Below are 25389 nucleotides of genomic sequence, written 5' to 3' on the forward strand. Positions count from 1 at the left end.
GATCTATTCTCCTGAGAGTAGCAGCGGTCTGGCAGAACCTATGTAGGCCGATGGGGCGCGTCAAGATATCTGGGTGGTCATCAGGGCATCTGTCGCAAGATCGTGTGGAAGTGGCATGAGTGTCGCGGTTCGTGTCCAGAGGATTGCCGTCGTGATCCGGCGTTCGGGATAGACCGCGCGCAAGGCATGGGCGTAGGCCCCCATCTGCCGCAGAATCCCCGCTGGCACATCCTCTGCCCGCGTCGGAGCGATCATGTTGGTCTTGAAATCGACTGCCAGAACGTCGCCGGGGCTCACGACCAGCCTGTCAATCGCGCCATGAATGCGTTTGCCGCCGAGCGCGTCAAGGCTGGCGCTAACCGGTACCTCGGCCAGCGCATCCGGCGCAAAGAGATGCGCAAGCGACGGCTCGGTCAGTATGATTGCTGCCTCGGCCAGCAGCATCTCCAGTTCTTCCCCCTCGGCCGCATCCGGCCCCCGCGCCAGAAGATGACCCGCCGTTTCCGCCCATTGCGGCTGACCAACCTGCGGCAGGAATTCCAGCAACCGGTGGATCTGTCGCCCCCGCCGCTTGGCGGTATCTTCGTCCAGACCGCGCTCATCCGGCAACGCTTTGGCACCGCCCAGATCAGACGGGCTGAGCGTCTTGGTCGGCGCGGGTGCGGGCGGCGCAGGCCGGTTGAAAAACGCGGCAAGCGGCGTCGTACCCGTCGCGGAGTTTTCCGCGCCGACAGTCTCTGTTTCCGCCCAAACACCGTGCTGCAGCCGCAATCCCGGACCGTTTGCAAATTCGTGCGGTACGGCATTGCAGGCGCGCATTCCGGCGTCGACCTTCTCGTACCAGGTCTCGCCCTTTTTGCCCTTTTCACCCGCTGCCGCAACGATCAGCCATTTTTCCGCGCGGGTCATCGCCACATAGAGCAGGCGATCGCGCTCGGCGATCTCGGCCGCCTTGGCCGCATCGACCGCCTCGCTGATCGTGCGGGGCGACGCATCGGCATTGCTGCGCCACAGCGCCGCCTGATCCGACACGATGACCTGATCCCGGATGACCAGATTGCGCTTGCCGGTGTCGGGCAGGATCACGATCGGCGCCTCCAGGCCCTTGGCCCCGTGAACGGTCATGACCCGGATGCGGTTTCCCGCCGCATCCATCTGGCGCTTGATTTCCACCTCGTCGGATTCGAGCCAGACAAGGAACCCCGTCAGGCTGTCCACCGCTCTTTGTTCATATGTCATCGCCTGGCTCAGCAGCGCATCGATGCCTTCCTCGGCCTCAAGCCCAAGTCGGGACAGCAACCGGCGGCGGCCGTCATGCCGGGTCAGGAGACGTTCGATCAGGTCATAGGGGCGCAAATAATCGGCCTGGCTGCGAAGATCGTTCAGGATGGCCATGGTGTCGGGAAAATCGGCGGCGCGGTTCCGCAGTTCCTGCCAGAGGTATGTCGCGTCCCTGCCCTGCGCCAGATCGTACAGCTCGGCCTCGGACCAGCCCAAAAGCGGTGATTTCAACGCGACCGCCAGCGAATAGCTGTCCTCGGGCGTGGCGAGAAACGACAAGAGCGCCGCCAGATCCCGCACGGCGATTTCCGCACCCACTTTCAGCCGGTCAGCCCCGGCGACCGGCAGGTCGAGCGCCTTGCACTCCCGGATGATGTCGTGAAACAGGTCGCTTCGGCGCTGCACGAGGATCAGGAAATCACCCGGCTGCGCGGGCTTCGAGCCATGTTTGCCATCGCTGCTGGGGACGGGGTGCCCGCTATCGACCAATCGCCGGATCTCCGATGCGATTTGCCGTGCCAGAAGGACGCTTGGATCATTGGCGGCCTTGACGTCGACCGGCGTGTGCCAGGGGGGGTTGTCCTCTGCTTCCGCCGGTTCGATATAAGGCCACAGATCGACCCGGCCCGGAAGCGCGGTCTTGTGTGCCTTGTGACCCTGTTGCGGCGAAAACCCGGATGTTCCGGCCTCTTTGAAGGTCTCGTCGACCAGCGAGAGAATGGCCTGTGACGACCGGAAGGAATATTCAAGCTCGGTTTCGAACAGCGGCGTGCCGGTATGCTTCAGCCGGGTGGCGAACTCTGCCCGCATACGGTCAAACTCCCCGGGATCGGCCCCCTGGAAGGAATAGATCGACTGCTTCTTGTCCCCAACCACAAAGATCGTGCGCGGCATGTCCCCGCGGCTGCCATGGCCGCTGGTGAATTCCTGCGCCAGGCGCTCGATGACCTGCCACTGAACCGGGCTGGTATCCTGTGCCTCGTCCACCAGGATGTGGTCGATGCCGCCGTCCAGCCGGAACAGCACCCAGGCTGCAACCCGCGGATCAACCAGCAGATCGCGGGCGCGCAGGATCAGGTCGTCGAAATCGAGCCAACCGCGCAATTGCTTGGCCGCCTGATACGCGGACAGAAAGACCGTGGCAAAATCGTGCAGCGCCCTGGTCCGGGAAATGGCCTCGACCGCCAGCCGTGCCTCGCGGGCATCGTCAACGCGCTGCATGAAGGCTTCGACTTGCGGCATGATCGCGGCCAGACCTTCCCGGCACGCCTTGGTCGGAAAAGACCCTATCTTGGCAGAAAACGGCACTTTTGCCCCGGTCCCGTTCAGGAACACCGCCTCAAGAACAGGCAGGGCGGCCGCGTTCAACGCATTCAGATCACGCAGTTTGTCACCGGCTTTCCGATCATTGGTTCCGCTAGCCAAGAGCGCGGGTACCAGGGTGTCCAGCAATTCCTGTTCATTCCCCAGAAAAACGCTGGCCGCCACCATTTCGGCGGACAAATCAGGCGATTGCCCGAACAGCGCCGCAATCTCCTTGGCGTCGATACCGTTTTCGAACCGCGTCTGGTGGCGGACGATCTCGGCGGTCAGACTGTCGAAGCTCTCGCCCGCGTATTGCCGCGCCACCGTTTCAAGCAGCCCGGCATCCGGGCTCTCGGCAATCTCCTCGACAATCTGGGCGCGCAGCAAGGTCGCGGTGCGTTCGTCCATCTCGGTAAATTGCGGGCTGACATCCGCTTCCAGCGGAAACCGGCGCAAGAGGGCGGCGCAGAAGGAATGGATCGTCTGAATCTTGAGGCCACCGGGCGCCTCGATCGCCCGCGCGAACAGGCGCCTGGCCTCTCTCAGGCGATCCGGGCCGATTTCATCCGGCAGGCCAAGATTACGCAGCTGACTGATGAGTTTCGCATCGGCCAGCATCGCCCATTCGCCCAACCGTTTGAACAGCCGGTTCTGCATCTCGCTGGCCGCGGCCTTGGTATAGGTCAGGCACAGGATGTTCTGCGGTTCGACATTCTCCAGCAGCAGGCGCGCCACCCGATCCGTCAGCACGCGGGTCTTGCCCGACCCGGCATTCGCAGACAGCCAGGTCGAAAGACCGGGGTTGGCGGCGTCAATCTGCCGTTGGCTGGCGGGGTCCCGTTTTGTCATAGCTTTATCTTCACCGGGCTGTCGGTGATGTCCCATTCGCCGAACCGCGCCAGTTGGTCGTAATCGCCCCTGTCCCGCTTGCTTTCCATCGCGCGCCGCGCCGGAAAGCCGGTATCGTCGTCCAGGTATTTTGCGATCAGGTCGTGAAATTCCGACCAGATCACATCCGTCGGTTCGGCTTCCAGCGGGGCGTCGACCTCTTTGCCGCCCGATCCCAAGCCAATATAGACCGCGCGCACAACGGTCGCAGGTGCCAGCGCGCCGAAACCCGTCCGCTCGGCCATCGCCGCCTCAAGCAGCAGTTGCTTGTCGTAATAGGTCTGCTGGTCCCTGCTGGGCGGCGATCCCGTCTTGTAGTCGTAGAGATGCAGGTTGCCGTTACGGTCCAGGTCGATACGGTCCGCCGTCGCGGTCAGCGCAAAGCCCAGATCGGGCAGTTCGGCGCGGGATTTGGCCTCGAACGCGGCCGGATCGGCCAGGGTACGCCGGGCCAGTTCACCGCTGACAAACCAGTCGGCGACGCGTTCCAGCCGGGCAAGCCAGGTGGCGCGCGCCTCGGCCCAGGGGACGTTTTCAGCCAGAACAGAGACTGCAATTTCCATCAGGCGTTCCTTTGTGCAATCCGATTCAACGTCCCGGATCTCGCTGACGAATTTCTCGAGCACCTCGTGCAGAACAATACCGCGCAACAGGGCATCCGGCGCGCGCATCAAGGGATCAAGCGGGCGCAGCCTGAGCACATGCTTGCCGTAGATCGCGTATGGGTCGCGCACCAACCGCCTGATTTCGGTGACCGAAAGCTGCCGGGGCCGCGCCGATGCGGGCGGGCAGGGTGCCGGGCGGGGCGCCGGCGCGGCGGCAATTGGTTCTTCCAGTTGCCGGGCATGCTCCAACCATCGGTCGCCACGCGCCTGCATCTGCTCCAGCGCCGCCGCCCCGCCCTGCTCGGGCAGGCCTTTGAGCAGGTTCTGCAGCCGGTTCACCCAGCGAGAGACGATGGTCTCTGCATCGTCCGAGCGGACCGAGCGCGACAGCCAGACTTCGGGCGCGGCGGCGGCCTGTTGAAAATCATGCGCGGATAAGCCGATGCGTCGCTCGGGCAGCATCAGCCCGGCGTCATGTCGCAAATTGCGGTTCAGCCAAGGGTCCGGCGCGGGCACCATCGGCCAACTGCCCTCGTTCAACCCTGCCAGGATCAGCAGGTCGGCCCCCTGAACGCGAGCCTCGAGCGTGCCCCAAATCAGGATATTCGGGTGTGGGTCGGTCGGGTTGCGCACCTCCTGACGGCTGAGAAGCGAGTGAAACAGGCTGGAATAGTCACTTGAATTGATGCTGCCGCCATAGGACGATTCCTGCAGCAACTCGGTCGTCGCCTTGCGTGCCTCGCGCCCGGCATCGCCCTCCCAAAGCTGGCCGGTGCCCGCCTCCCGACAGCCCTGCGCGATCCGTTCGGCAAGGGTCAGGTGCTGTGCCACGCGGGTTTCCAGAGGCACGTCGCCTGCGATCTGGCGTTCCGTGAAACAGTCGCAGAGCCAGCCGATCCAGGCCGGCGCCATCTCTTCCTTGCGACGTTCGCCCCAGGCTTTCAGGTCGTCGGCGCCGGGAAATGGCGGGCCGTGACGCCGCAGATGAAGCTCCAGCTCGCGCGACAACAGCAGATGCGTGCCGCGATCGGCGCCGCTATGCGTCAACGGGTGCTTGAGCAGGGTCAACAGCAGCTCGGCGCTGAGCCGTTGCCGAAAAAGATCGCCCACATGCCGAAGAAAACGGCCCGGCGGGGACAGGTGCAACGGTGTGCCCGCGCTGTCATCGGGCAGAATGTCCCAACGATCCAGCGCCGCGGTGACCTGCCGTGTCAGGGTCCGGTCAGGGGTTATCAGCGCGGCGCTCTGGCCGTTTTCCGCCGCTTCGCGCAACCGCATCGCGATGGCCAGCGCCTCTTGCCGGGGGGTTGGCGCCTCCAGCAGGGTGACATCCTGCATGGCACTGTCGATCCGGTCGAGCGCGGGCCCGTCAGTGAGCCATTGATCAGTAACCGGCGCGGGGCGGAGCGCGAGCGAGATCAGACGATTTCGCGGCTCGTTGGCCGGTTTCGCATCGCTCCAGCGGGGAATCCGGCCGGGATTCATGCCCAACTCGGACGCGAATTTGCAGAAACGGTATTGCGGGTGGTCCTCGATCGGCAAGGCGCCTTGTACGCCGCGCGTGTCACCCGCCAACGTGGTCCACACATGCTCGGGCATGTCAAAATCGAAACCGGGCAGGATAACCGCGCCCAAGGGCAATTCGGCGACCGCCTGCATCAGCAGCTGCGTTGCCCCGCGCGAGCCGGTCGAGCCCGCGACGATCACCGGATGATCGGGCGGTTGAAGCCGCCAACGGCGGATCGTGTGTTCCACCACCAACCGCTGTCGTGCCTCGGTATCGGGATCATTTGTGCTTGACTCAAAATAGTGTCTGACAATGCTCAAAAACGCCTTTACCCGCTCCCAATGGCCGGACTGATCTGAGATATCGAGCCTGTCGATCGCATCGGGGGCCACGCCCTCGCCATGCATTTCATCCATCAGCGCCGCCAGGCTGTCGGCCAGATCGTAAAGCGAGGACCGGGGCGCCAGACGGGGCGCGCGTTCCAGCAGCGCCGACAGCAACCGGACCAGTTCCAGCCGTCGGCGCAGGGGTGGTGTGGCGTCCGGAATATGTGCCAGATCCCAATGTTCGCCCAGATCAGTCACCAGTTGGATTTGCGGCAGCAACAGGGCCGGGCCCGTGTCGAACAACGTGCGTATGCGACGTGCCATGCGCCTGGTGTTGACGATCAGTTGCACCCGCGCCAGTGCCTCGGGCGGGGATCTTTTGTGCCGTTCAAGCAACCCGTCCACCAGCGCGCGCGGAAAATCCACCCCAAGGGGTACGCCAAAGACCCGCGGCGCGTCGGACGGCTCAAACATCGGAACCTGCCAAAAGCCGTTCGGCCAGCGAAATGCTTTGAGGCTGGCCGACATCGCACCACATGCCGGGGTAGGTGGCGGTAAACAGCCGCCCATGGTCCAACATGATGTCCCAGACCCGATTGAGCGAGAATTTCCGTTCTTGGAACGACGCCAGCGTTTCTGTGCGGATGATCTGCAGGCCGGAATAAATCACACCGGGGCCGCGGATCGCACGCCCCTCGGCGTCGGCGATGAAATCGCCCGCGCCGGTATGTCCAAGCGCCTGCTGTTTCCCGAGGCACAGCAAAAGAGCATCCATCTTGGCCGCGTCCCAACGTTCGGCCAGAAATGTCAGCGGGTTGGGACCGCGCCAGATCGCGTCGGTGTTCATGGTGAAAACAGGTTTGTGACCCAGCAGGGGCAGCGCCGCCCGCAAGCCGCCGCCGGTTTCCAGTATCTCGGGTTCCTCACGGGAAAAGGCGACGCCGCGATCGGCCAGATGCGCCTCAACCTGGTCGGGAAGATAGTGCAGATTGGCGACGATCCGGTCCGGCCCATAGGCATTCACAAGGTCCAGCGCATGGTCGATCAGCGCCTTGCCCGCCACGGGGATCAGGGGCTTGGGTCGATCCGCGGTAAGGGCACCCATGCGGGTACCAAAACCGGCGGCGAAGAGCATCACAGAGCCGGGACGGTCGCGCATTTTTCGCTCAGCTTCTTCAGGGTAACGGGCGTGGGTTCGGGCAGGGCATCCGTGACGATCCGGGCAACCGGCCCCAGCACCGGATGGGCAAGATCCATCTGCAGATGCGCCCACACGCGCGGGATCAGATCGATGTAACCGCGCTTGCCATCGCGGATACAAAGCCGCGCAAAAACGCCGAGGATCCGCAGGTTGCGCTGCGCCCCGAGGCAGCGATACGCGGTCTGGAAAGCCTGTTTTTCAAGGCCGGTCTTTGCCAGGTAACGGGCGATCATCCGGGTCTCGATGTCGGCCGGTACATCGCGCCGCGCGTCCTGTAGCAGGGAGACCAGATCGTAGGCCGGATGACCCAGCATCGCGTCCTGAAAATCCAGCAGGCCAACCCGCGCCACGCCTGCGCGTTCCGGCAGCCAGAGCAGATTCTCGGCGTGATAGTCCCGCTGTATCAGGACCGTTGCCTCGGCAGCGTGTTCCGCCAGCAGGTCGTGCATCGCGTCGTGCAATGCCTGCCGGGCGCCGTTGTCGGCCTTGCCAGCCCCGTTGGCATACCAATCAACCGCCAGTGCCGCCATATCGGCCATCAGCATCGGGTCATAAGCAGCAAGGCCGGGGGGCGGCGCATGATCGTGCAGCGCGACCAGCGCGTCGGTTGCAGTGGCATAAAGCGTGGATTCCAGTGCGGGATTGTCCGGTATCGCGCGGGCAAAAAGGGCATCTCCCAGATCTTCCAACAGCAGGAACCCTTTGATCTCATCCCCGGCAAGGATTCTTGGCGCACTCAGGCCGGCGCCCAGCAAATGGTGGGCGATGTGGACGAAGGGCCGGACATCCTCACCCTTTTCAGGGGGCGCATCCATCAGAACCGCGGTTTCTGCGGAATTCGGGCGGCCAAGCCGGTAATATTTCCGGTTCGACGCATCGCCCGCCAGCAGCGACGATTCAGCATTCGCCCACTCGGTTGTCGCCAGAAATTGCCGCGCGAGTGCCATGCGATCAGTCATTGAGCGCCTTTCGCAGTTTCGCGTCCCATCGAGCGTCATCCCATTCCAGCCTGACAGTGCGTCTATCATCGCCGGAGGGCACATCCAAGGACAGGCTGAGCGCCGATTCTGGCGCGTATTGACCCAGGCGGTCCGGCCATTCCACCAGGCATATGGCATCGACGAACGCCTGGGTCAGACCCAGCTCGTCGATCTCGGATATGTCTGACAGCCGGTAGAGGTCCGCATGCCAGATGTCGCCGGTCGGGCCATCATACGTCTGCACCAGCGTGTAGGTCGGCGAGGGGACATCCTCGGGCACCTCCAGCAATGACAGGATCAGGCAGCGGGCAAAATGCGTCTTGCCCGCGCCGACATCGCCGGACAGCAGCACCGTGTCTCCTTGCCCCAGAACACGGGCCAGCGACTGCGCCAGCGCACAGGTGTCGTCGGGAGAATTTAATTGCAGCTGGAGGATCTTCGCGGCCATGCCCCGACACTACACACGCCGGAACAACCTGCAACCGGGATCAGGTGTTGACGGCTTCGGCCTTGGCGGCACCGGTGACGGGATGGTCCACCGGACGACAAAGGATCGCGGCCCCACCGGAAACCGGTACAAGACGGCACATCAGTTGCCGCCCGTCTTCGGTGTCGATGATATCCTCGACCGGCTGGGACAGGGTGTTGCTGGTGGTCTGCATCTCGACCCTTTGCCAGAAATCCGGGTGCGGGTATTTTTCGCGGCAGATCGTCACCAGATCGCGGATACCCAGCTCGGCAAAGCTGGTGTCGGGATCGACGCCGAACATTTCGGTCCAGGTGGCGTTGCAGAAAATCACCACGTTATTGGCCGCGATCACCGCCACCGCATGGTCCAGCTTGTCGATCACCGATTGACGCAGATCGTTCTGAGCGCGGAACCGGCGCGTCAGCGAGATCTCCGCGGTTATGTCTTCGAACAGGAACGCCACCGCACCATCGGGATGCGGGCGCCCGGTGACCCGATAGGTCACACCCGAGGGCAGGGACCAGGTTTCCTGATAGAGCCCGTCCGACGCGGTTTCGATCATCTGGTTGATCTGTGCCCGCCAGTCCGAATAGCTTTTCGGCTCCGGCATGACCTGACGGTCGCGCAGATTGTCAAAAAAGCTCATCAGGCTGGGCCGCCCGCTGAGAAATTCGGCCGGCAGCGCGGTCAGGTCGACCAGCGCCGGGTTGAACAGTGCGAGCTGCTTGTTGCGATCGAAAATGGCCAGGCCGGTCGTCAGGTTGGCGAAGGTCTTGGTCAGGGTCTGGACGAATTCACGCTGTGCCGCCTCGGCGTGAACGGCATTGGTCACATCGGTGGCATAATGTATGACGCCACGCTCGGTCGTGAACACGTCCACGTCGCACCAGATGGTGCCACCACCATGCGGCCGCGCGATTGCGATGCGCGAACTGGTGCTTTCGTTGGCATGCGCCGGTATTTCGATGTTTTCCAGGATATGATCGAGCTGTTCGGTCAGCAGGCGCCTGCAGGCGGCGTTCTGCCAGATGACTTCGCCCGACCTGTCAGTTTTCCAGATCGCACAGGGTGCAGTCATCAACGCCAGACGGTCTTCGGACTGCGCCGTTTTCAGCCGCATCGCCTGGTGCCGGTCCGCCGGCTGAGATTCGACCGGATCTTCGAGGGTGACGCAGGTCAGGCCTTTTTCAGCCGATATTGTCAGTGTCGCAGGATCCTCCGCCGCGTTCGTGGCGCGAAAGGTCACAGTTTCCGTGCGGTCGTCGGGTAGATGTTCCGGCAATCCGGCAAACCGGTCGCCGAGCCAGTTGCGCAAGTCAATCCAGTCATCGACAGGCCCAAGATTCCCGGGTCGTATGACATCGTGGCCATCGATAACGCCGTTTCGAAACAGGATCGTGTTTTCGGTCACTGGTCGGGGGGCGGGCCGCATCTGCAGCCGGCGGCCTCTGCCAAGCGCCGCACCAAACACCCACAATACCGCAAAGGAGGCGATGACCGAGATTGCAAAGACCCCGGCAAAATTCACGACAGCAGTTGCGTCCATCGACGTCGTTCCCTTGATGCCTCAACCGCAGATTGCACGGGATTGGTTAAGGCAAGGTTAACCAAGGTAAATGCCGGGTGAACGGCTCAGACGGCAAAGGGTTCGTTCTTGGCTTCGGGGCGGCGGTTCCGGTCGTTCAAGGCGTCAATCTTTGCCCGGGGCCATGACAGTTCGACCACCGCCCCGGTTGCGGCCGCGCCACCTTCATCGCTGCGCAGCGCATCGGATCCATTGGCAAAGCTGATGTCGGCGCCGGACCGTTCCAACAGGGTCTTGGCGATAAACAGCCCCAGGCCCATGCCTTCGTATCCCGGTCTTTGCGGATCGTACTGGGACCGGCGCCTGACAAACGGTTCGCCGACACGGCCCAGAACCTGCGGCGGAAACCCCTTGCCATCGTCGGTGATCCGCAACGTGATCCGGTCCTTGGTCCAGCTGCTGCTGATCCAGACATTGGCGGCCGAAAAATCGACAGCGTTCTGAACAAGGTTGCGCAGGCCGTGAATGATCTCGGGTCGCCTGAGGATTATCGGTTGCCGCATCAGGTCCGAGGGATCCTTGCCGACATCGAAATGTACGGTCTTGCCCCGGTCCAGATGCGGCTCGGCGGCCTCCTCGACGACTGACATCAGGGGCGCCTTGCGCAAATGCAGGTCATCCTTGCCCGCGCGCCCCATCGAGCGGAGAATGTCGCGGCAGCGGTCCGCCTGCTCGCGGATCAGCAGCGCGTCATCACGCAGCTCCGGCATCTCCTCCAGCTCGTCCGCCAACTCGGAACTGGTCAGCTTGATCGTCGCGAGCGGGGTGCCCATCTCATGCGCCGCCGCGGCCACGACGCCGCCCAGATCGGTCAGCTTCTGCTCGCGCGCAAGCGCCATCTGGGTGGCCTCCAGCGCATCGGACATCGCTTGCATCTCGCTCACGATCCAGCGGGAATAGACCCCCAGGAATATCACCGCAATCACGATTGCCACCCAATTGCCAAAGCGGAAGATGTCCGGCACCCGCATGATGAACCCCTGTTCGGTACGCAGCGGCAGGTGGAAATCCATCAGCAGCGATACGATCGCAATCGCCGCCAGTCCCAGGAACACTGTCGAGCGCGACGACAGGGCGGACGCCGCCACCGTGACCGGCCCCACGATCAGGATCGAGAACGGGTTGTTCAACCCGCCGGTCAGGTGCAGCATCAACCCCAACTGCAGCATGTCGAACAACACAAAGAGCATCGTCTCGGTCTCGCGCAGCCGCTTGTTCTCGGGGTAGATGAAGAACGCGACCAGATTGCTCAGAACCGAGACGCCGATCACCAGGAAACACAGCCCCATCTCCAGGTTCAGCGCATAGACCCGCTGCGCGATCAGAAGGGCTGAAAGCTGCCCGGCAATCGCCCACCAGCGCAACAGCACCAGCGTGCGCAACCGGATCCAGTTGCCACGGTCGCGTGATTTGATCGGGCCCGAACTAATATCCGTCATCTGCGCGCCTTGGTCCCGTTGCGGTTTTGGATCGTGGTGCTAGATATGCGGTCAAACAGCGCCAACAGTGTCCAGAGTAAGGATTACACCATGACACGCAACATAGCGATTCTAGCCACCGTTCTGGTGGTTCTGTTCCTGGGTGGCATGTTCGCGGCAACGACGTTCATTGCGCCGGATGATGAATTCGCCCAGTGCCGGGCAAGTGCGGTTGCCGGCGGTGCGGCGGAAATCGGCGGCCCGTTCACGCTGATCAGTGAAACCGGCGAAACAGTGACTGAAAAAGAGGTGATCGACCAGCCGTCGCTGGTCTATTTCGGCTATACGTTCTGCCCCGATGTCTGCCCGATCGACGCCGCACGCAATGCCGATGCCGCCGCCATTCTCGAAGAACGCGGCACCATCGTGAAACCGGTCTTCATCACCGTCGACCCCAAACGCGACACGCCCGAAGTCGTGCGCGAGTTTACCGATTACATGCACCCGCGCATGCTGGGTCTCACCGGCTCTGATGAGCAGATCAGCGCCGCCAGCAAAGCTTACCGCGCCTATTTCAAGATTCACGAAGCCGAAGAAGGCGACGAGGATTTTTATCTGGTCGACCACTCCACGCAGACCTACCTGATGTTCCCCGACAAGGGTTTCGTGGAATTCTTCCGCCGCTCGGACACGGCCGAACAGATGGCCGACCGGGTGCAGTGCTTTGTCGAGGCCAGCCAGGGGTAGCGTCGCCGTTTGACGCACCCTTCCGGGCGGGATACCATTTTCGACGACCTGCGCCAAATGGGAGAGAGTGATGGCAGAAGACCTGCGCGAGATTGGCGAAGACAGATCCATCCTCCTTCTGGATGACGATGAACCGTTTCTGCGGCGCCTGGCCAAGGCGATGGAAAAACGCGGCTTCGAAGTTGAAACGGCGGGTTCCGTCGCCGCCGGAAAGGCGATCGCCACGGCGCGTCCGCCCGCCTACGCGGTGTGCGACCTGCGGCTGGAAGACGGCAACGGGCTGGATGTGGTCGAGGTCATTCGCGAACGCCGCCCGGACAGCCGTGTGGTGGTCCTGACCGGATATGGGGCAATCGCCACGGCCGTCGCCGCGGTCAAGATCGGGGCGACGGATTACCTGTCGAAACCCGCGGACGCGACCGACATCACCAATGCGCTGCTGGCGGGCGATGACGCGTTGCCGCCACCGCCCGAGAACCCGATGAGTGCCGACCGGGTGCGCTGGGAGCATATTCAGCGCGTGTACGAGCTGTGCGACCGGAATGTCAGCGAAACGGCGCGCCGGCTGAACATGCACCGGCGTACCTTGCAGCGCATCCTGGCCAAGCGATCACCCCGGTAAATCGGCGAATCTTGCTGAATTAGAGCCTCTTTTGACGCGGATACCGTCAGAGCGCCGTCAACAATTCCGCATGACGCGCCAGATAGTCGTTCCGCGCCTCGATCGGCGGGCGCAGGCGCAGTTCCAGCCCCTCGATCACAGCCGGATCGGGCTGGCCGAAAAACCGGTTTGCCTCGGCCTCGGAAAACCCGGCAATGCGCGTGGCCTCCATCCAGGCGCTGATCTTGTCAGCTTTCTTGATCTGCCTCTTGACCGTCACCGGCACCGCTGCCGGCAGGCCAAACCGGATATGAATGGCCGCTGCCAGCCGCAAATCCAGCTCACCATATCCCGGCCCGACCGAATTCTTCACCGGAGAGATCATGTCACCGATCACGTATTCCGGCGCATCATGCAAAAGCGCCGCCAGCCGCCACCTGGCCGGTGCCCTGGGGTTGAGCCGCGCATAGAGAATTTCGACCAGCAGCGAATGTTCGGCGACGGAATAGGCGAAATCGCCCAATGTCTGTCCGTTCCACCGGGCCACGAAAGACAGCCCGTGGGCGATATCCTCGATCTCGATATCCACGGGGGTAGGATCCAGCAGGTCAAGACGGCGACCCGATAACATTTTCTGCCAGGCGCGGGGTTTTGGCACGGTGCCCTCTCATTCGTTGGGTGGGACAGTCCTAGCCTTCCGCGTGCCGGTTTGCAAAGCCTTCCAGGATGGCCTTCAACAACGCCGAATCCTGCCGTGCCACAAGGAAGTTGTACCCCTTGTAGCGATCGGTCTTCACCGCCCTGATCGCGTCGATGCTGCTTAGGTTTTCCGGCTTGTTCGCCACGAAATAGATACAGTTTTTGACATTCCCCAACAGATGGGCACTGGGCAGGCAATCGGGATCGTTGCCATGATCTTCGTAGATGAATACCGATCCGTCTTGCAGCGCCCGCTTGCCGCCATCGAACGCCGCGATCTCGGCGCCTTCGACATCAAGCTTGATCAGCGCGGCAGTGCCGGGCGGTATCAGATCGTCGATGGCGATGGTTTCGACGGTCTCATCCGCGCCTTCCGTGGCGTCGGCAAGCCGCGCCGACGCATGGCTGAGCGGGACGTTCAGAAACTGCAGTTTCTTTCCCGTTTCCGAATGAATGGCCCGCTTGTGCCGCGTGACATTGGGCAGGTCCCGGGTGTTTTCGACCAGGGTCGCGAATGTCTCGGTCGAGGCTTCGACCGCGTGGATACGTGCAAAATGCGGTGCCGCGCGCACCGACCAGTAGCCCTTGTTCGCGCCGAGGTCACAAAACACATTCGTGTGTCCCGCCGCCAGGTGCAAAACCCGTTCAACCTCGGGTTCATACGCGGTATGGAACAGCGCAAATCGGGTCCAGTAGCCGTCATTCAGATAGATCTTGAAAGGCGGTTCGCGGTCATGGCGGACAAAGACCGCATTCGCGGCCGGAAACAACCGGCCCAACCCGCGCGCGAACCGGCCAAAGAGACCGCGCGTCACCGCCACGCGGAAAAGCGCCATCAACAGCCAGTACTGAACCCGTGCGGCAGGGCCGGAAAAACCGATTGTCACGTTTCTTGACATCTACGGGCAACTCCCTTTCCTGCGTCACGGGCGTGACTATCCGGTGGCATCCGCATGTGCAAATGCGTCCGGGACACCACAGCCGGCTATGGTTGGTCCGGCGCGCCACATTTCTGCCACAATTCGGTCGCAGTCTCGCCTCACGATCTGCTGCCATTTCGTGATCGGGGCTTGAACAACCGACCCGTTTTCGCGAAAGAACGAATGCAGCATTGGGGGGCGCGTAACCCTCCGTTTTACGTGCCTGTCCCATCAAAAAAGAAAAGGAGCTTGCCATGTACAAGCATCTGTTAGGGGCGGGTTTGAGCATCTCGCTGGCATTGGCAGCCCTGCCGGCCAGCGCAGGAAATTGCGCCCAACGTGACAGGGTCGTCGAAAGACTGAAATCCAAGTATTCCGAAAGCTTCGCCGGGGGCGGGCTTCAGGCCTCGCGAACGCGCAGTTCAGTGGTTGAGGTCTGGGCGTCCAAGGAAACCGGCACATTTACGGTGATCCTGACGACACCCGAGGGCATGGCCTGCATCGTGGCGACCGGCACCGACTGGCACCAGGCCCATCTGGTGGATTTTCCGGAAGGCACGGAAAGCTGACCTGATCCAATTCGGCCAGTCAATTCAGGCGGTTGGCCGGAAAGATTACGGGTGTGACACAGGTTTGTGTCCCGTTTTTCGTCGCATATGGCCGCGAGAGACCCCATATATAGTGTATCGACAACCGGGCCCTACGCTCGATGGCGTGGTGTGCCCCAAAAAGGAGATACACCATGTTCAAACGACTTTTCTCGATGGCACTTGTCTTTGGCGCCGCTGCCCTGGCGCCGCCCGCGCAGGCACAGGGAATCCACTGCATGCCGCGTGACGTTCTGGTTCAGCGGCTTGCCAATAATCATGACGAAGAGCTCAAGGGCGGCGGGCTGCAGAACGCGCAGCAGCTGCTGGAGATCTGGAGCTCGGACAGCACGGGCAGTTTCACTGTGTTCATCACCCGCCCGAACGGGCAAAGCTGTGTCGTTGCCACGGGGCAGAACTGGATGGGGATGACGAAGCCGTCAGGGCAAGGCAGCGCCAGCTAATCCCGCATTGCCGAACAGGGTATCCGGTGTTATCTGCCCCTCAAGCAGATTTCACGAAGGAGCCACGAGTATGGCAAAAGATTTTCTGGTCAAGGATATCAGCCTGGCTGCGTTCGGGCGCAAGGAACTGGATATCGCGGAAACCGAAATGCCGGGCCTGATGGCGCTGCGCGAGGAATACGGCGCGTCGAAGCCCCTGAAGGGCGCGCGCATCGCGGGCAGCCTTCACATGACGATCCAGACGGCCGTTCTGATTGAAACGCTGGTCGCCCTGGGCGCCGATGTGCGCTGGGCATCGTGCAACATCTTCTCAACCCAGGATCACGCCGCCGCGGCCATCGCCGAAAGCGGCACGCCGGTCTTTGCGGTCAAGGGCGAGACGCTGGAAGAATACTGGGACTATGCCGACCGCATCTTCCAGTTCCCCGAAGGCGGCGCCAACATGATCCTGGATGATGGCGGTGATGCCACGCTCTATATCCTGATCGGCGCGCGGGTCGAGGCCGGAGAAACCGGCCTGATCGAAACGCCCGGTTCGGACGAGGAGGTGGCGCTGTTTGCCCAGATCAAGAAACGCCTTGCCGCAAGCCCTGGCTGGTTCACCAAGCAGCGTGACATGATCAAGGGCGTGTCCGAAGAAACCACCACCGGTGTGCATCGCCTCTACAAGATGGTCGAGGAAGGTCAGCTGCCCTTCCCGGCGATCAACGTCAACGACAGCGTGACCAAGTCGAAATTCGACAACAAATACGGCTGCAAGGAATCGCTGGTGGATGGCATCCGCCGCGCCACCGACACGATGATGGCCGGCAAGGTCGCCGTCGTGATGGGTTATGGCGATGTCGGCAAGGGTTCGGCCGCATCCCTGCGCGGTGCCGGCGCCCGTGTGAAGGTAACCGAAGTAGACCCGATCTGCGCCCTTCAGGCCGCCATGGACGGGTTCGAGGTGGTGCGGCTGGAAGATGTTGTCGGCACCGCCGACATCTTCATCACCACCACCGGCAACAAGGATGTGATCCGGATCGAGCATATGCGCGAGATGAAGGACATGGCGATCGTCGGCAATATTGGCCATTTCGACAATGAAATTCAGGTGGCGAACCTGAAGAACCACAAGTGGACCAACATCAAGGACCAGGTGGACATGATCGAGATGCCGTCGGGCAACCGCCTGATCCTGCTGTCCGAAGGGCGGCTGCTGAACTTGGGGAATGCCACCGGTCACCCGTCCTTCGTGATGTCGGCCAGCTTTACCAACCAGGTGCTGGCGCAGATCGAGCTGTGGACGAAAGGCGACGAATACGGCAACAACGTCTACATCCTGCCCAAGCATCTGGATGAGAAGGTCGCGCGCCTGCATCTGGACCGGATCGGCGTCAGGCTTACCGAGCTGAGCCCCGAACAGGCGTCTTATATCGGTGTCAAACCCGAAGGGCCGTTCAAGCCTGAGCATTACCGCTACTGAGCGGCATGCGTTATGATTGGAAAGCGTTCCGCCCGGCCCTGCGCCGGGCGGTTTTGCGTTTCAGTCTGGTGGTGATCCTTTTCGGCGGGTATGTGACCCTGTTTCACCCCAAATCGCCTCTTCCCGACGAATGGCACCCCCTGACCCCACTTGATGTCAAGGCGCCGGTATCGGGGTTGACCAAGTGGAAATTGCGTAACGCGCTGTCGGATGATGCCGCCTGCCTGCAGGCGCTTCGGGGCAGCCGCTACGCGCAATTGGAGTCGCTGCGCGAAAGCGCGCAATGCCATATCTCGCCCCGTGTCGCGCTGACCGGTCTGGGCGCCGCCAGGCTGGAACGGATCGAAACGCGATGCCAGACCGCCCTGCGCCTTGCGATGTGGGAACGGCACGGGCTGCAGGCCGCGGCCGAGCGGCATCTGGGTGCACAGGTCTCGGAAATCCGGCATTTCTCAAGCTACAGCTGCCGCGAAATCCGCAGGCCCGGCGGGTCCGGCGGCAGAATGAGCAGCCACGCCACCGCCGATGCGATAGATGTGTCCGGCTTTCGCATCAGTGACGGCAGGCTGATCCAGCTCAAGAGCGATTGGGCGGGGCCTGGGCCCGCCGCGCGGTTTCTTCGGGACGCGTTCGCAAGCGCCTGTCTGCGGTTCCCGGTGGCTCTTGGCCCCGGCTACAACGCGCTTCATGCTGACCACTTTCATTTGCAGGGCAGCGGGTGGGGGTTGTGCCGTTGATGGCCGACGGGGAGAACTCTCCAAGTTTTCCCTTTGAGCGGGTCGGCTCAGTGGTTATCGTGACGCCAGCACCACTTGGGGCTGAATAGGTGAATGAACCGGCATGTTGCCGGAAAAGAGGGAGACTATTTATGGGACGACGTGACGATCTGATTGCACAATATGCGGATGACCTGCGGAACAAATGCGGCATGACACCGGATATGGATCTGCTGACCAAGGTGACAATCGGCTGCGGTCCGGCGATTTATGACGCCGACGCATCGACAGTGGCCGCAGGACAGCCGCAGGAACTTGAAACCGTCAAAGACAACTTTCTGGTCAAGAAACTTGGCCTGGCCGATGGGCCGCAATTGATGGATGCAGTCAATCAGGTGATCGACACCTATGGTCGTTCCGAGCGCAACAAATACCGCGCCGTGGTCTATTACATGCTGACCAAGCATTTCGGGAAAGAGGCGATCTACGGCTGATTTCTTCCGGTTACGGACAAAGGCGCCCGCCATCGGCGGGCGTTTCGCGTCTGGATCAGGCCGGTTTGAAACGAATTCTAACTACTTGATGTTTGTGAAAACCGCGCGTTTGCGCTAGGGTTCTTGCGATAGGCCAGTATGGCCGGAACCTATTTCGAGATACGCGTGTGGTGTGTAGGGAGCACGTGGGGAAACGGAGGGTGCCGGCGTATTTGCCTGCATCCTCCGTTCGATTCTGCACCTTAGAACAACGCCAGGACGGCGCCCATGATGGCGCTTCCGAAAGTGACGTAGCCGGCGTCAATCAAGGTGAGCTTGAAAGGCCGGCCACCGAAGGCATAACAGGTCGCAAGCCACGGGCTTGCCAGGAAAAGGCCGATGCCGAAACCCGAAACCAGGCCCTTGCCAAAGCTGTCGATACCGCTGAGCGCGAATACGTGCCGCATCATGCCGGCCACGACCACCGCCATCACGAAGGCGATCAGGTAGGGCACAGGATTGGATTTGTTCGCGGGCTGCCCATCGTCTCCGACCTTGACGCCAGAGGCTTCCATCCACGGTTTTGACAGGGTCATGTACCACGCCGCGCCAAAGGCATAGGACGCGATCGCTGCGACCAGCACGTTCAGAATTTCCATGTCTTCCTCCCTTTGTGTTCCCAGGCCGGTCCAACGCGGCTGAGGGCGCAAGATTTCTCGCCAGGTCAGGCGGCGACCCCGGCCATTTCGCAGACGATGCGCCATTCATCCGGCGTCACCGGCTGCACCGACAGGCGCGAGTTCTTGACCAGCACCATCTCGGCCAGGCGCGGATCATCCTTGATCATTTCCAGCGTTACCGGGGTCTCGACGGGGCCTGTCGCCTTGATGTCAACGCATTCCCACCGGTCGTCATCGGTCGTGCTGTCGGGATGCGCCAGGGCCATGACTTCGACAATGCCAACAACGGCCTTTTCCGTCTGGCTGTGATAGAAGAACCCGCGGTCGCCAATCTCCATCTGGCGCATGAAATTGCGCGCCTGGTAATTGCGCACACCGTCCCATTCCTCCCCGGCGTCGCCCTTGGCCATCTGGTCATCCCAGCTCCAGGTCGACGGCTCGGACTTGAATAGCCAGTATTGCATCGCTCAGATTACCTTGTTCCATTGAATGAGCTGCACATCGGCAAAGAGGCCCGCATGTGCGTAAGGATCCTTGTCGGCCCAGGCGCGCGCCGCCGCCATGTCCGGGACATCCAGCACGATCAGCGATCCGCACATCTGCCCCTCGTCATCCAAGAGCGGGCCCGCCTGGGACACGCCGGTTTCCTTCAGATAGGCGACATGGGCCTCGCGTGTGTCCAGTCGGATCTGCAGCGCGCCGGGTTTGTCTTTGGCAATCAGGGCAATCAGCATCATTCTTCCTTCAATGGTCTTGAGAGCAGCATATCCATCGCCTGACCGACACGCAATTTCCCATCGATCAGCGCCACGACGGCATCGGTGATCGGCATGTCGATCTCCATCTTCTTCGCCTGTTCCAGCACCGCCTTGGCAGTGGCGGCACCTTCGACGGTAATTGACGTGTCGAACGGCTCATTTCGGCCCAAACTCTGCCCGAAACGGTAGTTTCTGGATTGATCCGACGTGCAGGTCAGAGCGAGATCGCCAAAGCCCGACAGCCCCGCAAGGGTGTCCGGTTCGGCGCCGAGGGCCGCGGCCATGCGGAACATTTCGGCGTATCCACGGGTCATCACGGCCGCCCGAGCGCTTTCGCCCAGGCCAGCGCCCATCGTCACGCCGCAGGCAATGGCGACGACATTCTTGAGCGCACCACCCAATTCGGCCCCGATGGTATCGGTTGTGCGGTAAAGCCGCAGATTGCGCGTGGTCAGTGCCTGCTGCAAAGCCTTTCCGGCCGGGACATCCGCACAGGCCAAGGTCAGTGCCGTGGGCATCCCGCGGGCGATATCGTGGGCAAAACTGGGCCCGGTCAGAATGGCCGGCATGGCCGACGGCACCCGTTCGGCGATGATCCGCGTCGGCCCCAGGCCGGTGCCGGTTTCGACGCCTTTGCAACAGGCCACAAGGTGGCATTCCCGCAGGGCATCGCCATGCGTTTCCAGAAAGCTGCGCAATTGCTGCGTCGGTACGGCCAGCAGGCCAATTCCCTCTTGGGGCATTTCCGGCATCTGGGCGGTGACGTGGACATGCGCGGGCAGCGCGGCGCCGGGCAGGCGCGCCTTGTTCTCACGCGTTTTTCGCATGTCATCCGCATGGGCTGCATCCCGTGCCCACAGGCAAACCGGGCCGTTCCCGGCCAGGGAAATGGCCAACGCGGTCCCAAAAGCACCTGAACCGAAGACGGTAATCATGCCTTGGCCCCTTTCTTGCCGCTCCCCAGCAGTGCCGGGCTGGTTTGGTCCAATGGCCAGCGCGGGCGCGCCGCCAGCGTCATGTCATCGCGCCGTCCGGCAACGAACAGCTCGGCCCCGGCATAGGCGATCATCGCGGCATTGTCGGTGCAGAGGGCCAGTGGGGGCGAGACGAATTCACAGCCCGCCTGGGCAGTAACAGTCTCTAACCCTGCGCGAATGGCCTTGTTCGCCGCAACCCCCCCGGCCACCGCCAAAATCGGGATATCGGGGTGTTCGGCGGCGTAGATATCAAGCGCCCGGCGGGTTTTTTCGGCCAGAACATCGGCAATGGCGGCCTGAAATCCTGCGCACAGATCGGCGCGATCCTGCGGCGAAAGCCCGCCTTTCCCGGCGACAACCTGATCCCGCGTTCTCAGCAGGGCGGTCTTCAGCCCTGAGAAGGACATGTCACATCCGGCCCGGTCCAGCAGCGGGCGGGGAAATCTGAATCGTGCCGGATCACCACTAGCCGCCTGTCGTTCCACCGCCGGGCCGCCGGGTTGGCCCAGCCCCAGCAAACGCGCTGTCTTGTCGAACGCCTCGCCCGGGGCATCGTCGATCGTACCGCCAAGGCGGGTGAAATCCTCGCTTCCGCGCACGATCAGCAACTGGCAGTGTCCGCCCGAAACCAGCAGCATGAGATAGGGGTAGGGCGTGCCGTCTGTCAGCCGCGGCGTCAGCGCGTGGCCGGCCAGATGGTTGACGCCGACCAGCGGGATACCCGACCCTGCGGCGATACCCTTGGCACACATCACCCCGGACATCACACCGCCAATCAAACCGGGCCCTGCCGTGACGGCGACCGCATCGACATTGCGCAGTGCGCAGCCAGCCTCGGACAGACACTGTTTCACGCAAATGTCGAGTTTTTCGGCATGGGCGCGGGCGGCGATTTCAGGCACCACACCGCCATAATCCACATGCAGCGCCTCCTGCCCATACACGACGGAGGACAAGATCCGGGTGCGCTTGCCTGCTTCGACCCGTACCACCGCCGCAGCCGTATCGTCGCAGCTGCTCTCAAGCCCCAGAACTGTCAGCGCTTCGCTCATTGGTTGTCCGTTGCGTGTTGTCCCTCTGGCAGGTATCACCGGTGCGTCCCGCAAACAACACCAGAGCTTTGATGACGCCCACCATCCTGATCACCCGGCCCGATCCGGCGGGCGCCGAGTTTTCCGACAGGATCAGGGATAGGCTGGGCCCGGGTGTCACGATCGTTCTGGCGCCGGTGATGCAGATCGAATTCCACGATACGCCGCCTGATCTGGGCGGCGTACGAACGCTGATCTTTACCTCTGCCAATGGCGTTCTGGCCTATGTCAGGTCAACCGATCGACGCGACATCGGGTGCTATTGCGTCGGTGACGCAACCGCAGCCTTGGCGCAAGAACATGGCATGGCGGCAATTTCGTGTTCGGGTACCGCCGATGATCTGGTCGCCCGGATCGTGGCGGACGGGGTGCAGGGCCCCTGTTTGCACATCCGAGGGGAGCACGGGGCAGGGAATGTCGCCGCGCGTCTCAGCGCCGCCGGTATCCCCACCCAAGAGGTCGTGCTCTATCGGCAGGCAGCCCTTCCAATCTCAAATAGCACCAAACATCTGTTGTGCGGGGAATGCCACGTGATTCTCCCCTTGTTCTCGCCCCGTACAGCGGCGTTGTTGTTTGCAGGTGACATGACAACAGCGAACCTGACCGTTGCCGCGCTGAGCGCGAATGTCGCGGCGGCCTTGCCAGAAGCGTTCGCCGGCGAATTGGTTGTGGCGAAACGGCCCGACGCGGAGGCGATGCTGGACACGATTCAGGGCATTGTTGACCACGGGAAGGCGCTTGAGGCATGAAATCTGCCGCAGTAAGGTCGATCAGGTGTCGTGACGGTGCGAGATTCGAAAAGGGTGGCTGACGTTGGCAAACAAAAAGAAATCTTCGAAGGCTGAGGGTTCAGACACCAATCAGACAAAAGAAGTCGAAACGGGCGAAGATACCGTGCCCGGTCAGGCGGAAGATCCTGCTAAGGATACGAAGAACGCGTCCGGAGCGGATGATGCCGCGCCGGCGGCCGGACCAGAAGCCCTTGAGATGGTCGATCACGCAGATAACCCGGACGAAGGAGATGCCGGCACCGACGCGGCAGAATCGGATCAGGCCGTAGCGGCAGAGGACGACGCCGCGGCTGAGCCCGAACTTGAACAGGCCGACAATTCCACGCCCGCCGCCGAACCCGTAATCATTCGCCAGGGTGGTTTTGTTCCGATGGTTCTGGGCGGCCTGGTGGCGGCTGCAATCGGGTTCGGCCTGGCGCGGTTCGTGTTGCCCGAAACCGGGGCTGATCCCGCCGTTGTCGTCGATATCCAACGCAAGGTCGAAGGCCAGACCGGCGCGGTTACCAAGCTTTCCGAGCGGGTGGAAACGCTTGAACTGGGCAGCGATCTGAGCGCGCTCGAAGCGGCGCGGGACGATGTGCAGGCAACCATCGCAGGGCTGGCGGATCGCTTGGCGGGGCTGGAATCCGAGTTGGCGGAGATACGGAACCTGCCCCGGGGCGACGGCGCATCGGGTGCGGCGCTGGCGGCCTATGAGCAGGAACTGAGCGACTTGCGGACCACTGTCGAAGCCATGACCGAACGTTCCGCCGTGCTGGAAGAAAACGCCCGGGCCGCGGCGCAGGCAACGCTGCAGCGCGCCGCCCTGACCCGGATCATGACCGCGCTGGATGCGGGGGTGGCATTTGAATCCGCTGTTGCGGATCTTGCGGGCTTGGGTGTTGCGGTGCCCGAGGTGCTACAGCAGGCCGCGGCCACGGGTGTGCCGTCGCTGACGGCGCTGCAGGAAAGCTTTCCGGATGCTGCACGAGCGGCGCTGGCGGCCTCTCGCGATGCCGGTGCGGAGGCTGAATCCGGCGGTTTGACCTCATTCCTGCGCAGTCAGCTGGGCGCGCGGTCGCTGGTCCCGCGCGAGGGGAATGACCCGGATGCGGTACTGTCCCGTGTCGAGGCGGCGGCGCGCGAAGGCCGGATGTCTGACGCGCTGGCCGAAATCGAGGCGCTGCCCGAAGAGGGTCGCGCCGAACTGGCGGAATGGGTGTCGCAGGTTCAAAGCCGCCAGGAAGCCGTTTCAGCCGCGCATGAATTGAGCGCGGCGCTGAATTGATACCGAGAGGGCAAGCATAATGCTTTGGTCGATTACCAAGATCGTTGTTTTCATCGCCCTCGTTGCGGTTGCGGCCATCGGTGCCGGGTATCTGCTGGAGCTTGATGGCGGGGTTCGCATTGTCATGGCGGGGCAGGAGCTGAACCTGACGCCGATGATGGCAGTTGTGGCGCTTCTGGTTCTGGTTGTCGGGATCTGGGTTTTCCTGAAGCTGGCGTCGCTGCTGGTTGCCATCCTCCGGTTCATCAATGGCGACGAAACCGCGATTTCACGGTATTTCGACCGAAATCGCGAGCAAAAGGGCTACAAGGCACTGTCCGAGGGCATGATGGCGCTGGCCTCGGGCGAGGGCGACCTGGCGATGTCCAAGGCCAGCCGGGCAGAGCGGTTTTTGCGCAGGCCCGAACTGACCAACCTGATCACCGCCCAGGCGGCGGAAATGTCCGGAGACCGGCGCAAGGCCGAAGAGGTCTACAAGCGGCTCTTGCGGAACGAGCAGACCCGTTTTGTCGGCGTGCGCGGCATTCTCAAGCAGAAACTGGCCGACGGTGATACGGAAACGGCGCTGAAACTGGCGGAAACTGCGTTTGCGCTGAAACCGAAACATGCCGAAATCCAGGACACGCTTCTGACCCTTCAAGCCCGGAGCGAGGATTGGGCAGGCGCCCGCAGGACGTTGAGCGCCAAGCTCAAGCACGGGACGTTGCCGCGCGACGTGCACAAGCGTCGCGATGCGGTGCTGGCCCTGTCAGAGGCCCGCGACATCCTGGACGAGGGCAAGACGATCGAGGCCCGCGAAGCAGCGATCGAGGCCAATCGCCTGTCACCCGACCTGGTGCCGGCGGCGGTTCTGGCGGCGCGGGGCTATATCGAGAAGGGTTCGAACCGCTACGCGGCACGGGTGGTGAAAAAGGCTTGGGATGCCCGGCCGCACCCCGATCTGGCGGCGGTATTCGCCGAGATAGAGCCTGATGAGACGCCGGAGGCGCGGCTCAAACGATTTGCCAAGTTGCTGAAATCCCATCCCGATGACCGCGAAACCAAGCTGTTGGAAGCCGAGCTGCAGATCGCGGCCGAAGACTTCCCCGCCGCGCGGCGGGCCCTTGGTGATCTGGCGGATACTGACCCCGATGCCCGCGCCCTGACAATCATGGCCGCAGTCGAGCGTGGCGAAGGGGCGTCGGATGCGGTGGTCAAGGGATGGCTGGCGCGGGCCCTGTCGGCCCCCCGCGGCCCGCAATGGGTGTGTGACAACTGTCACCATATTCATGCGGAATGGGTGCCGGCCTGTGACAATTGTCAATCCTTCGACACGCTCAGCTGGACCACGCCTCCGGCCGCGTCGGTCAGCAGTTCGACCGGGGTGGAAATGCTTCCCTTGATCGTCGGGTCGATCGAGGATCAGACCGGCGAGATGGACGATGATGACGTCGATGTCGATGAGGTGGCAGACGATGTCGCTGACGCGGAAATCGTCGAAGTGGACGAGGCCAAGGTGGCAAAGGCCTGACCGCTGCGCACAGCCTTTTGTCAGCGTTATGGAATCACAAAACCGCTGTTTCCGAGGTGGCGGACCTTCGCGCCCTTG

Annotated in this window: 25 protein-coding genes; 10 read left to right on the forward strand and 15 right to left on the reverse strand. The window is 62.5% G+C overall.

The window, feature by feature from the left end:
- Positions 1–60 precede the first annotated feature (60 nt).
- The 7 genes from addA to AAFO92_RS20885 all read right to left on the reverse strand — a co-directional run bounded on the left by addA (position 61) and on the right by AAFO92_RS20885 (position 11586).
- Positions 61–3435: a double-strand break repair helicase AddA gene (addA, locus tag AAFO92_RS20855; protein WP_347538567.1), complete on the reverse strand. Its 3375-nt coding sequence runs from the start codon at positions 3433–3435 to the stop codon at positions 61–63.
- The gene (gene addB, locus AAFO92_RS20860; RefSeq protein WP_347538569.1) at positions 3432–6386 is read right to left on the reverse strand and encodes a double-strand break repair protein AddB; all 2955 of its coding nucleotides are present in this window, start codon (positions 6384–6386) and stop codon (positions 3432–3434) included. Before addB ends, addA begins: the two co-directional genes overlap by 4 nt.
- On the reverse strand, positions 6379–7071 hold the full coding sequence (locus AAFO92_RS20865; protein WP_347538571.1) for a nucleotidyltransferase family protein: 693 nt from the start codon (positions 7069–7071) through the stop codon (positions 6379–6381). Before AAFO92_RS20865 ends, addB begins: the two co-directional genes overlap by 8 nt.
- Entirely contained in the window at positions 7047–8072 is a 1026-nt protein-coding gene (locus AAFO92_RS20870; RefSeq protein ID WP_347538573.1) for a phosphotransferase, read from the reverse strand. Before AAFO92_RS20870 ends, AAFO92_RS20865 begins: the two co-directional genes overlap by 25 nt.
- Entirely contained in the window at positions 8065–8541 is a 477-nt protein-coding gene (tsaE, locus tag AAFO92_RS20875; RefSeq protein ID WP_347538575.1) for a tRNA (adenosine(37)-N6)-threonylcarbamoyltransferase complex ATPase subunit type 1 TsaE, read from the reverse strand. The genes AAFO92_RS20870 and tsaE overlap by 8 nt, the downstream gene beginning before the upstream one ends.
- 40 nt (positions 8542–8581) lie before the next feature.
- Positions 8582–10108: a PAS-domain containing protein gene (locus tag AAFO92_RS20880; RefSeq protein ID WP_347538577.1), complete on the reverse strand. Its 1527-nt coding sequence runs from the start codon at positions 10106–10108 to the stop codon at positions 8582–8584.
- An 86-nt stretch (positions 10109–10194) separates the two neighbouring features.
- A complete protein-coding gene (locus tag AAFO92_RS20885) occupies positions 10195–11586 on the reverse strand; it encodes an ActS/PrrB/RegB family redox-sensitive histidine kinase (protein WP_347538579.1) in 1392 nt (463 codons plus the stop codon).
- A gap of 90 nt (positions 11587–11676) precedes the next feature.
- On the opposite strand from AAFO92_RS20885, the gene AAFO92_RS20890 reads away from it, so the two are divergent.
- A complete protein-coding gene (locus AAFO92_RS20890; RefSeq protein WP_347538580.1) occupies positions 11677–12312 on the forward strand; it encodes an SCO family protein in 636 nt (211 codons plus the stop codon).
- 70 nt (positions 12313–12382) lie between these two features.
- The gene (locus tag AAFO92_RS20895) at positions 12383–12934 is read left to right on the forward strand and encodes an ActR/PrrA/RegA family redox response regulator transcription factor (protein ID WP_347538582.1); all 552 of its coding nucleotides are present in this window, start codon (positions 12383–12385) and stop codon (positions 12932–12934) included.
- Between the two features lie 46 nt (positions 12935–12980).
- Here the strand turns inward: AAFO92_RS20895 and AAFO92_RS20900 are convergent, their stop codons facing one another.
- Together AAFO92_RS20900 and AAFO92_RS20905 are read right to left on the reverse strand one after the other, a co-directional pair.
- Positions 12981–13544: an HD family hydrolase gene (locus tag AAFO92_RS20900; RefSeq protein ID WP_347538847.1), complete on the reverse strand. Its 564-nt coding sequence runs from the start codon at positions 13542–13544 to the stop codon at positions 12981–12983.
- A 58-nt stretch (positions 13545–13602) separates the two neighbouring features.
- A complete protein-coding gene (locus AAFO92_RS20905) occupies positions 13603–14511 on the reverse strand; it encodes an FkbM family methyltransferase (RefSeq protein WP_347538584.1) in 909 nt (302 codons plus the stop codon).
- Positions 14512–14786: 275 nt separating this feature from the next.
- On the opposite strand from AAFO92_RS20905, the gene AAFO92_RS20910 reads away from it, so the two are divergent.
- From AAFO92_RS20910 to AAFO92_RS20930, 5 genes are all read left to right on the forward strand, one after another.
- Positions 14787–15101 (forward strand): hypothetical protein, encoded by a 315-nt coding sequence (locus AAFO92_RS20910; protein ID WP_347538586.1) that lies wholly within the window; start codon positions 14787–14789, stop codon positions 15099–15101.
- 173 nt (positions 15102–15274) lie between these two features.
- Entirely contained in the window at positions 15275–15583 is a 309-nt protein-coding gene (locus AAFO92_RS20915; protein WP_347538588.1) for a hypothetical protein, read from the forward strand.
- Between the two features lie 70 nt (positions 15584–15653).
- A complete protein-coding gene (gene ahcY / locus AAFO92_RS20920) occupies positions 15654–17048 on the forward strand; it encodes an adenosylhomocysteinase (protein WP_347538590.1) in 1395 nt (464 codons plus the stop codon).
- Positions 17049–17053: 5 nt separating this feature from the next.
- Positions 17054–17785, forward strand: a complete 732-nt coding sequence (locus tag AAFO92_RS20925) for an extensin family protein (RefSeq protein WP_347538592.1) — start codon at positions 17054–17056, stop codon at positions 17783–17785.
- A 131-nt stretch (positions 17786–17916) separates the two neighbouring features.
- On the forward strand, positions 17917–18258 hold the full coding sequence (locus tag AAFO92_RS20930; protein ID WP_347538594.1) for a DUF2853 family protein: 342 nt from the start codon (positions 17917–17919) through the stop codon (positions 18256–18258).
- A 242-nt stretch (positions 18259–18500) separates the two neighbouring features.
- Here AAFO92_RS20930 and AAFO92_RS20935 read toward each other — a convergent pair whose 3' ends face one another.
- From AAFO92_RS20935 to tsaD, 5 genes are all read right to left on the reverse strand, one after another.
- Positions 18501–18896, reverse strand: a complete 396-nt coding sequence (locus AAFO92_RS20935; protein ID WP_347538596.1) for a DUF1761 domain-containing protein — start codon at positions 18894–18896, stop codon at positions 18501–18503.
- A gap of 65 nt (positions 18897–18961) precedes the next feature.
- The gene (locus tag AAFO92_RS20940; RefSeq protein ID WP_347538597.1) at positions 18962–19381 is read right to left on the reverse strand and encodes an EVE domain-containing protein; all 420 of its coding nucleotides are present in this window, start codon (positions 19379–19381) and stop codon (positions 18962–18964) included.
- 3 nt (positions 19382–19384) lie between these two features.
- The gene (locus AAFO92_RS20945; protein WP_347538849.1) at positions 19385–19651 is read right to left on the reverse strand and encodes a YciI family protein; all 267 of its coding nucleotides are present in this window, start codon (positions 19649–19651) and stop codon (positions 19385–19387) included.
- Entirely contained in the window at positions 19651–20610 is a 960-nt protein-coding gene (locus AAFO92_RS20950; protein ID WP_347538598.1) for an NAD(P)H-dependent glycerol-3-phosphate dehydrogenase, read from the reverse strand. Before AAFO92_RS20950 ends, AAFO92_RS20945 begins: the two co-directional genes overlap by 1 nt.
- A complete protein-coding gene (gene tsaD / locus AAFO92_RS20955; protein WP_347538599.1) occupies positions 20607–21704 on the reverse strand; it encodes a tRNA (adenosine(37)-N6)-threonylcarbamoyltransferase complex transferase subunit TsaD in 1098 nt (365 codons plus the stop codon). Before tsaD ends, AAFO92_RS20950 begins: the two co-directional genes overlap by 4 nt.
- A gap of 71 nt (positions 21705–21775) precedes the next feature.
- Between tsaD and AAFO92_RS20960 the strand changes: the two genes are divergently transcribed.
- Positions 21776–22492 (forward strand): uroporphyrinogen-III synthase, encoded by a 717-nt coding sequence (locus AAFO92_RS20960; protein ID WP_347538601.1) that lies wholly within the window; start codon positions 21776–21778, stop codon positions 22490–22492.
- Between the two features lie 100 nt (positions 22493–22592).
- Here the strand turns inward: AAFO92_RS20960 and AAFO92_RS20965 are convergent, their stop codons facing one another.
- Entirely contained in the window at positions 22593–22742 is a 150-nt protein-coding gene (locus AAFO92_RS20965) for a hypothetical protein (protein ID WP_347538603.1), read from the reverse strand.
- On the opposite strand from AAFO92_RS20965, the gene AAFO92_RS20970 reads away from it, so the two are divergent.
- Complete coding sequence (locus AAFO92_RS20970) at positions 22731–23801, forward strand: hypothetical protein (protein WP_347538605.1); 1071 nt, start codon at positions 22731–22733, stop codon at positions 23799–23801. The genes AAFO92_RS20965 and AAFO92_RS20970 overlap by 12 nt on opposite strands.
- Before the next feature lie 19 nt (positions 23802–23820).
- Entirely contained in the window at positions 23821–25311 is a 1491-nt protein-coding gene (locus AAFO92_RS20975) for a heme biosynthesis HemY N-terminal domain-containing protein (protein WP_347538607.1), read from the forward strand.
- Positions 25312–25389 lie beyond the last annotated feature (78 nt).

Origin of the sequence: Roseovarius sp. CAU 1744 (genome assembly GCF_039839345.1) — a bacterium.
GTDB lineage: Bacteria > Pseudomonadota > Alphaproteobacteria > Rhodobacterales > Rhodobacteraceae > Roseovarius.

Excerpts from the sequence above, each read along its gene's own strand:
- addA (WP_347538567.1), bottom strand. The coding sequence starts at position 3,435 with ATGACAAAACGGGACCCCGCCAGCCAACGGCAGATTGACGCCGCCAAC.
- addB (WP_347538569.1), bottom strand. The coding sequence starts at position 6,386 with ATGTTTGAGCCGTCCGACGCGCCGCGGGTCTTTGGCGTACCCCTTGGG.
- AAFO92_RS20865 (WP_347538571.1), bottom strand. The coding sequence starts at position 7,071 with ATGCGCGACCGTCCCGGCTCTGTGATGCTCTTCGCCGCCGGTTTTGGT.
- AAFO92_RS20870 (WP_347538573.1), bottom strand. The coding sequence starts at position 8,072 with ATGACTGATCGCATGGCACTCGCGCGGCAATTTCTGGCGACAACCGAG.
- tsaE (WP_347538575.1), bottom strand. The coding sequence starts at position 8,541 with ATGGCCGCGAAGATCCTCCAGCTGCAATTAAATTCTCCCGACGACACC.
- AAFO92_RS20880 (WP_347538577.1), bottom strand. The coding sequence starts at position 10,108 with ATGGACGCAACTGCTGTCGTGAATTTTGCCGGGGTCTTTGCAATCTCG.
- AAFO92_RS20885 (WP_347538579.1), bottom strand. The coding sequence starts at position 11,586 with ATGACGGATATTAGTTCGGGCCCGATCAAATCACGCGACCGTGGCAAC.
- AAFO92_RS20890 (WP_347538580.1), top strand. The coding sequence starts at position 11,677 with ATGACACGCAACATAGCGATTCTAGCCACCGTTCTGGTGGTTCTGTTC.
- AAFO92_RS20895 (WP_347538582.1), top strand. The coding sequence starts at position 12,383 with ATGGCAGAAGACCTGCGCGAGATTGGCGAAGACAGATCCATCCTCCTT.
- AAFO92_RS20900 (WP_347538847.1), bottom strand. The coding sequence starts at position 13,544 with ATGTTATCGGGTCGCCGTCTTGACCTGCTGGATCCTACCCCCGTGGAT.
- AAFO92_RS20905 (WP_347538584.1), bottom strand. The coding sequence starts at position 14,511 with ATGTCAAGAAACGTGACAATCGGTTTTTCCGGCCCTGCCGCACGGGTT.
- AAFO92_RS20910 (WP_347538586.1), top strand. The coding sequence starts at position 14,787 with ATGTACAAGCATCTGTTAGGGGCGGGTTTGAGCATCTCGCTGGCATTG.
- AAFO92_RS20915 (WP_347538588.1), top strand. The coding sequence starts at position 15,275 with ATGTTCAAACGACTTTTCTCGATGGCACTTGTCTTTGGCGCCGCTGCC.
- ahcY (WP_347538590.1), top strand. The coding sequence starts at position 15,654 with ATGGCAAAAGATTTTCTGGTCAAGGATATCAGCCTGGCTGCGTTCGGG.
- AAFO92_RS20925 (WP_347538592.1), top strand. The coding sequence starts at position 17,054 with ATGCGTTATGATTGGAAAGCGTTCCGCCCGGCCCTGCGCCGGGCGGTT.
- AAFO92_RS20930 (WP_347538594.1), top strand. The coding sequence starts at position 17,917 with ATGGGACGACGTGACGATCTGATTGCACAATATGCGGATGACCTGCGG.
- AAFO92_RS20935 (WP_347538596.1), bottom strand. The coding sequence starts at position 18,896 with ATGGAAATTCTGAACGTGCTGGTCGCAGCGATCGCGTCCTATGCCTTT.
- AAFO92_RS20940 (WP_347538597.1), bottom strand. The coding sequence starts at position 19,381 with ATGCAATACTGGCTATTCAAGTCCGAGCCGTCGACCTGGAGCTGGGAT.
- AAFO92_RS20945 (WP_347538849.1), bottom strand. The coding sequence starts at position 19,651 with ATGCTGATTGCCCTGATTGCCAAAGACAAACCCGGCGCGCTGCAGATC.
- AAFO92_RS20950 (WP_347538598.1), bottom strand. The coding sequence starts at position 20,610 with ATGATTACCGTCTTCGGTTCAGGTGCTTTTGGGACCGCGTTGGCCATT.
- tsaD (WP_347538599.1), bottom strand. The coding sequence starts at position 21,704 with ATGAGCGAAGCGCTGACAGTTCTGGGGCTTGAGAGCAGCTGCGACGAT.
- AAFO92_RS20960 (WP_347538601.1), top strand. The coding sequence starts at position 21,776 with ATGACGCCCACCATCCTGATCACCCGGCCCGATCCGGCGGGCGCCGAG.
- AAFO92_RS20970 (WP_347538605.1), top strand. The coding sequence starts at position 22,731 with ATGGTCGATCACGCAGATAACCCGGACGAAGGAGATGCCGGCACCGAC.
- AAFO92_RS20975 (WP_347538607.1), top strand. The coding sequence starts at position 23,821 with ATGCTTTGGTCGATTACCAAGATCGTTGTTTTCATCGCCCTCGTTGCG.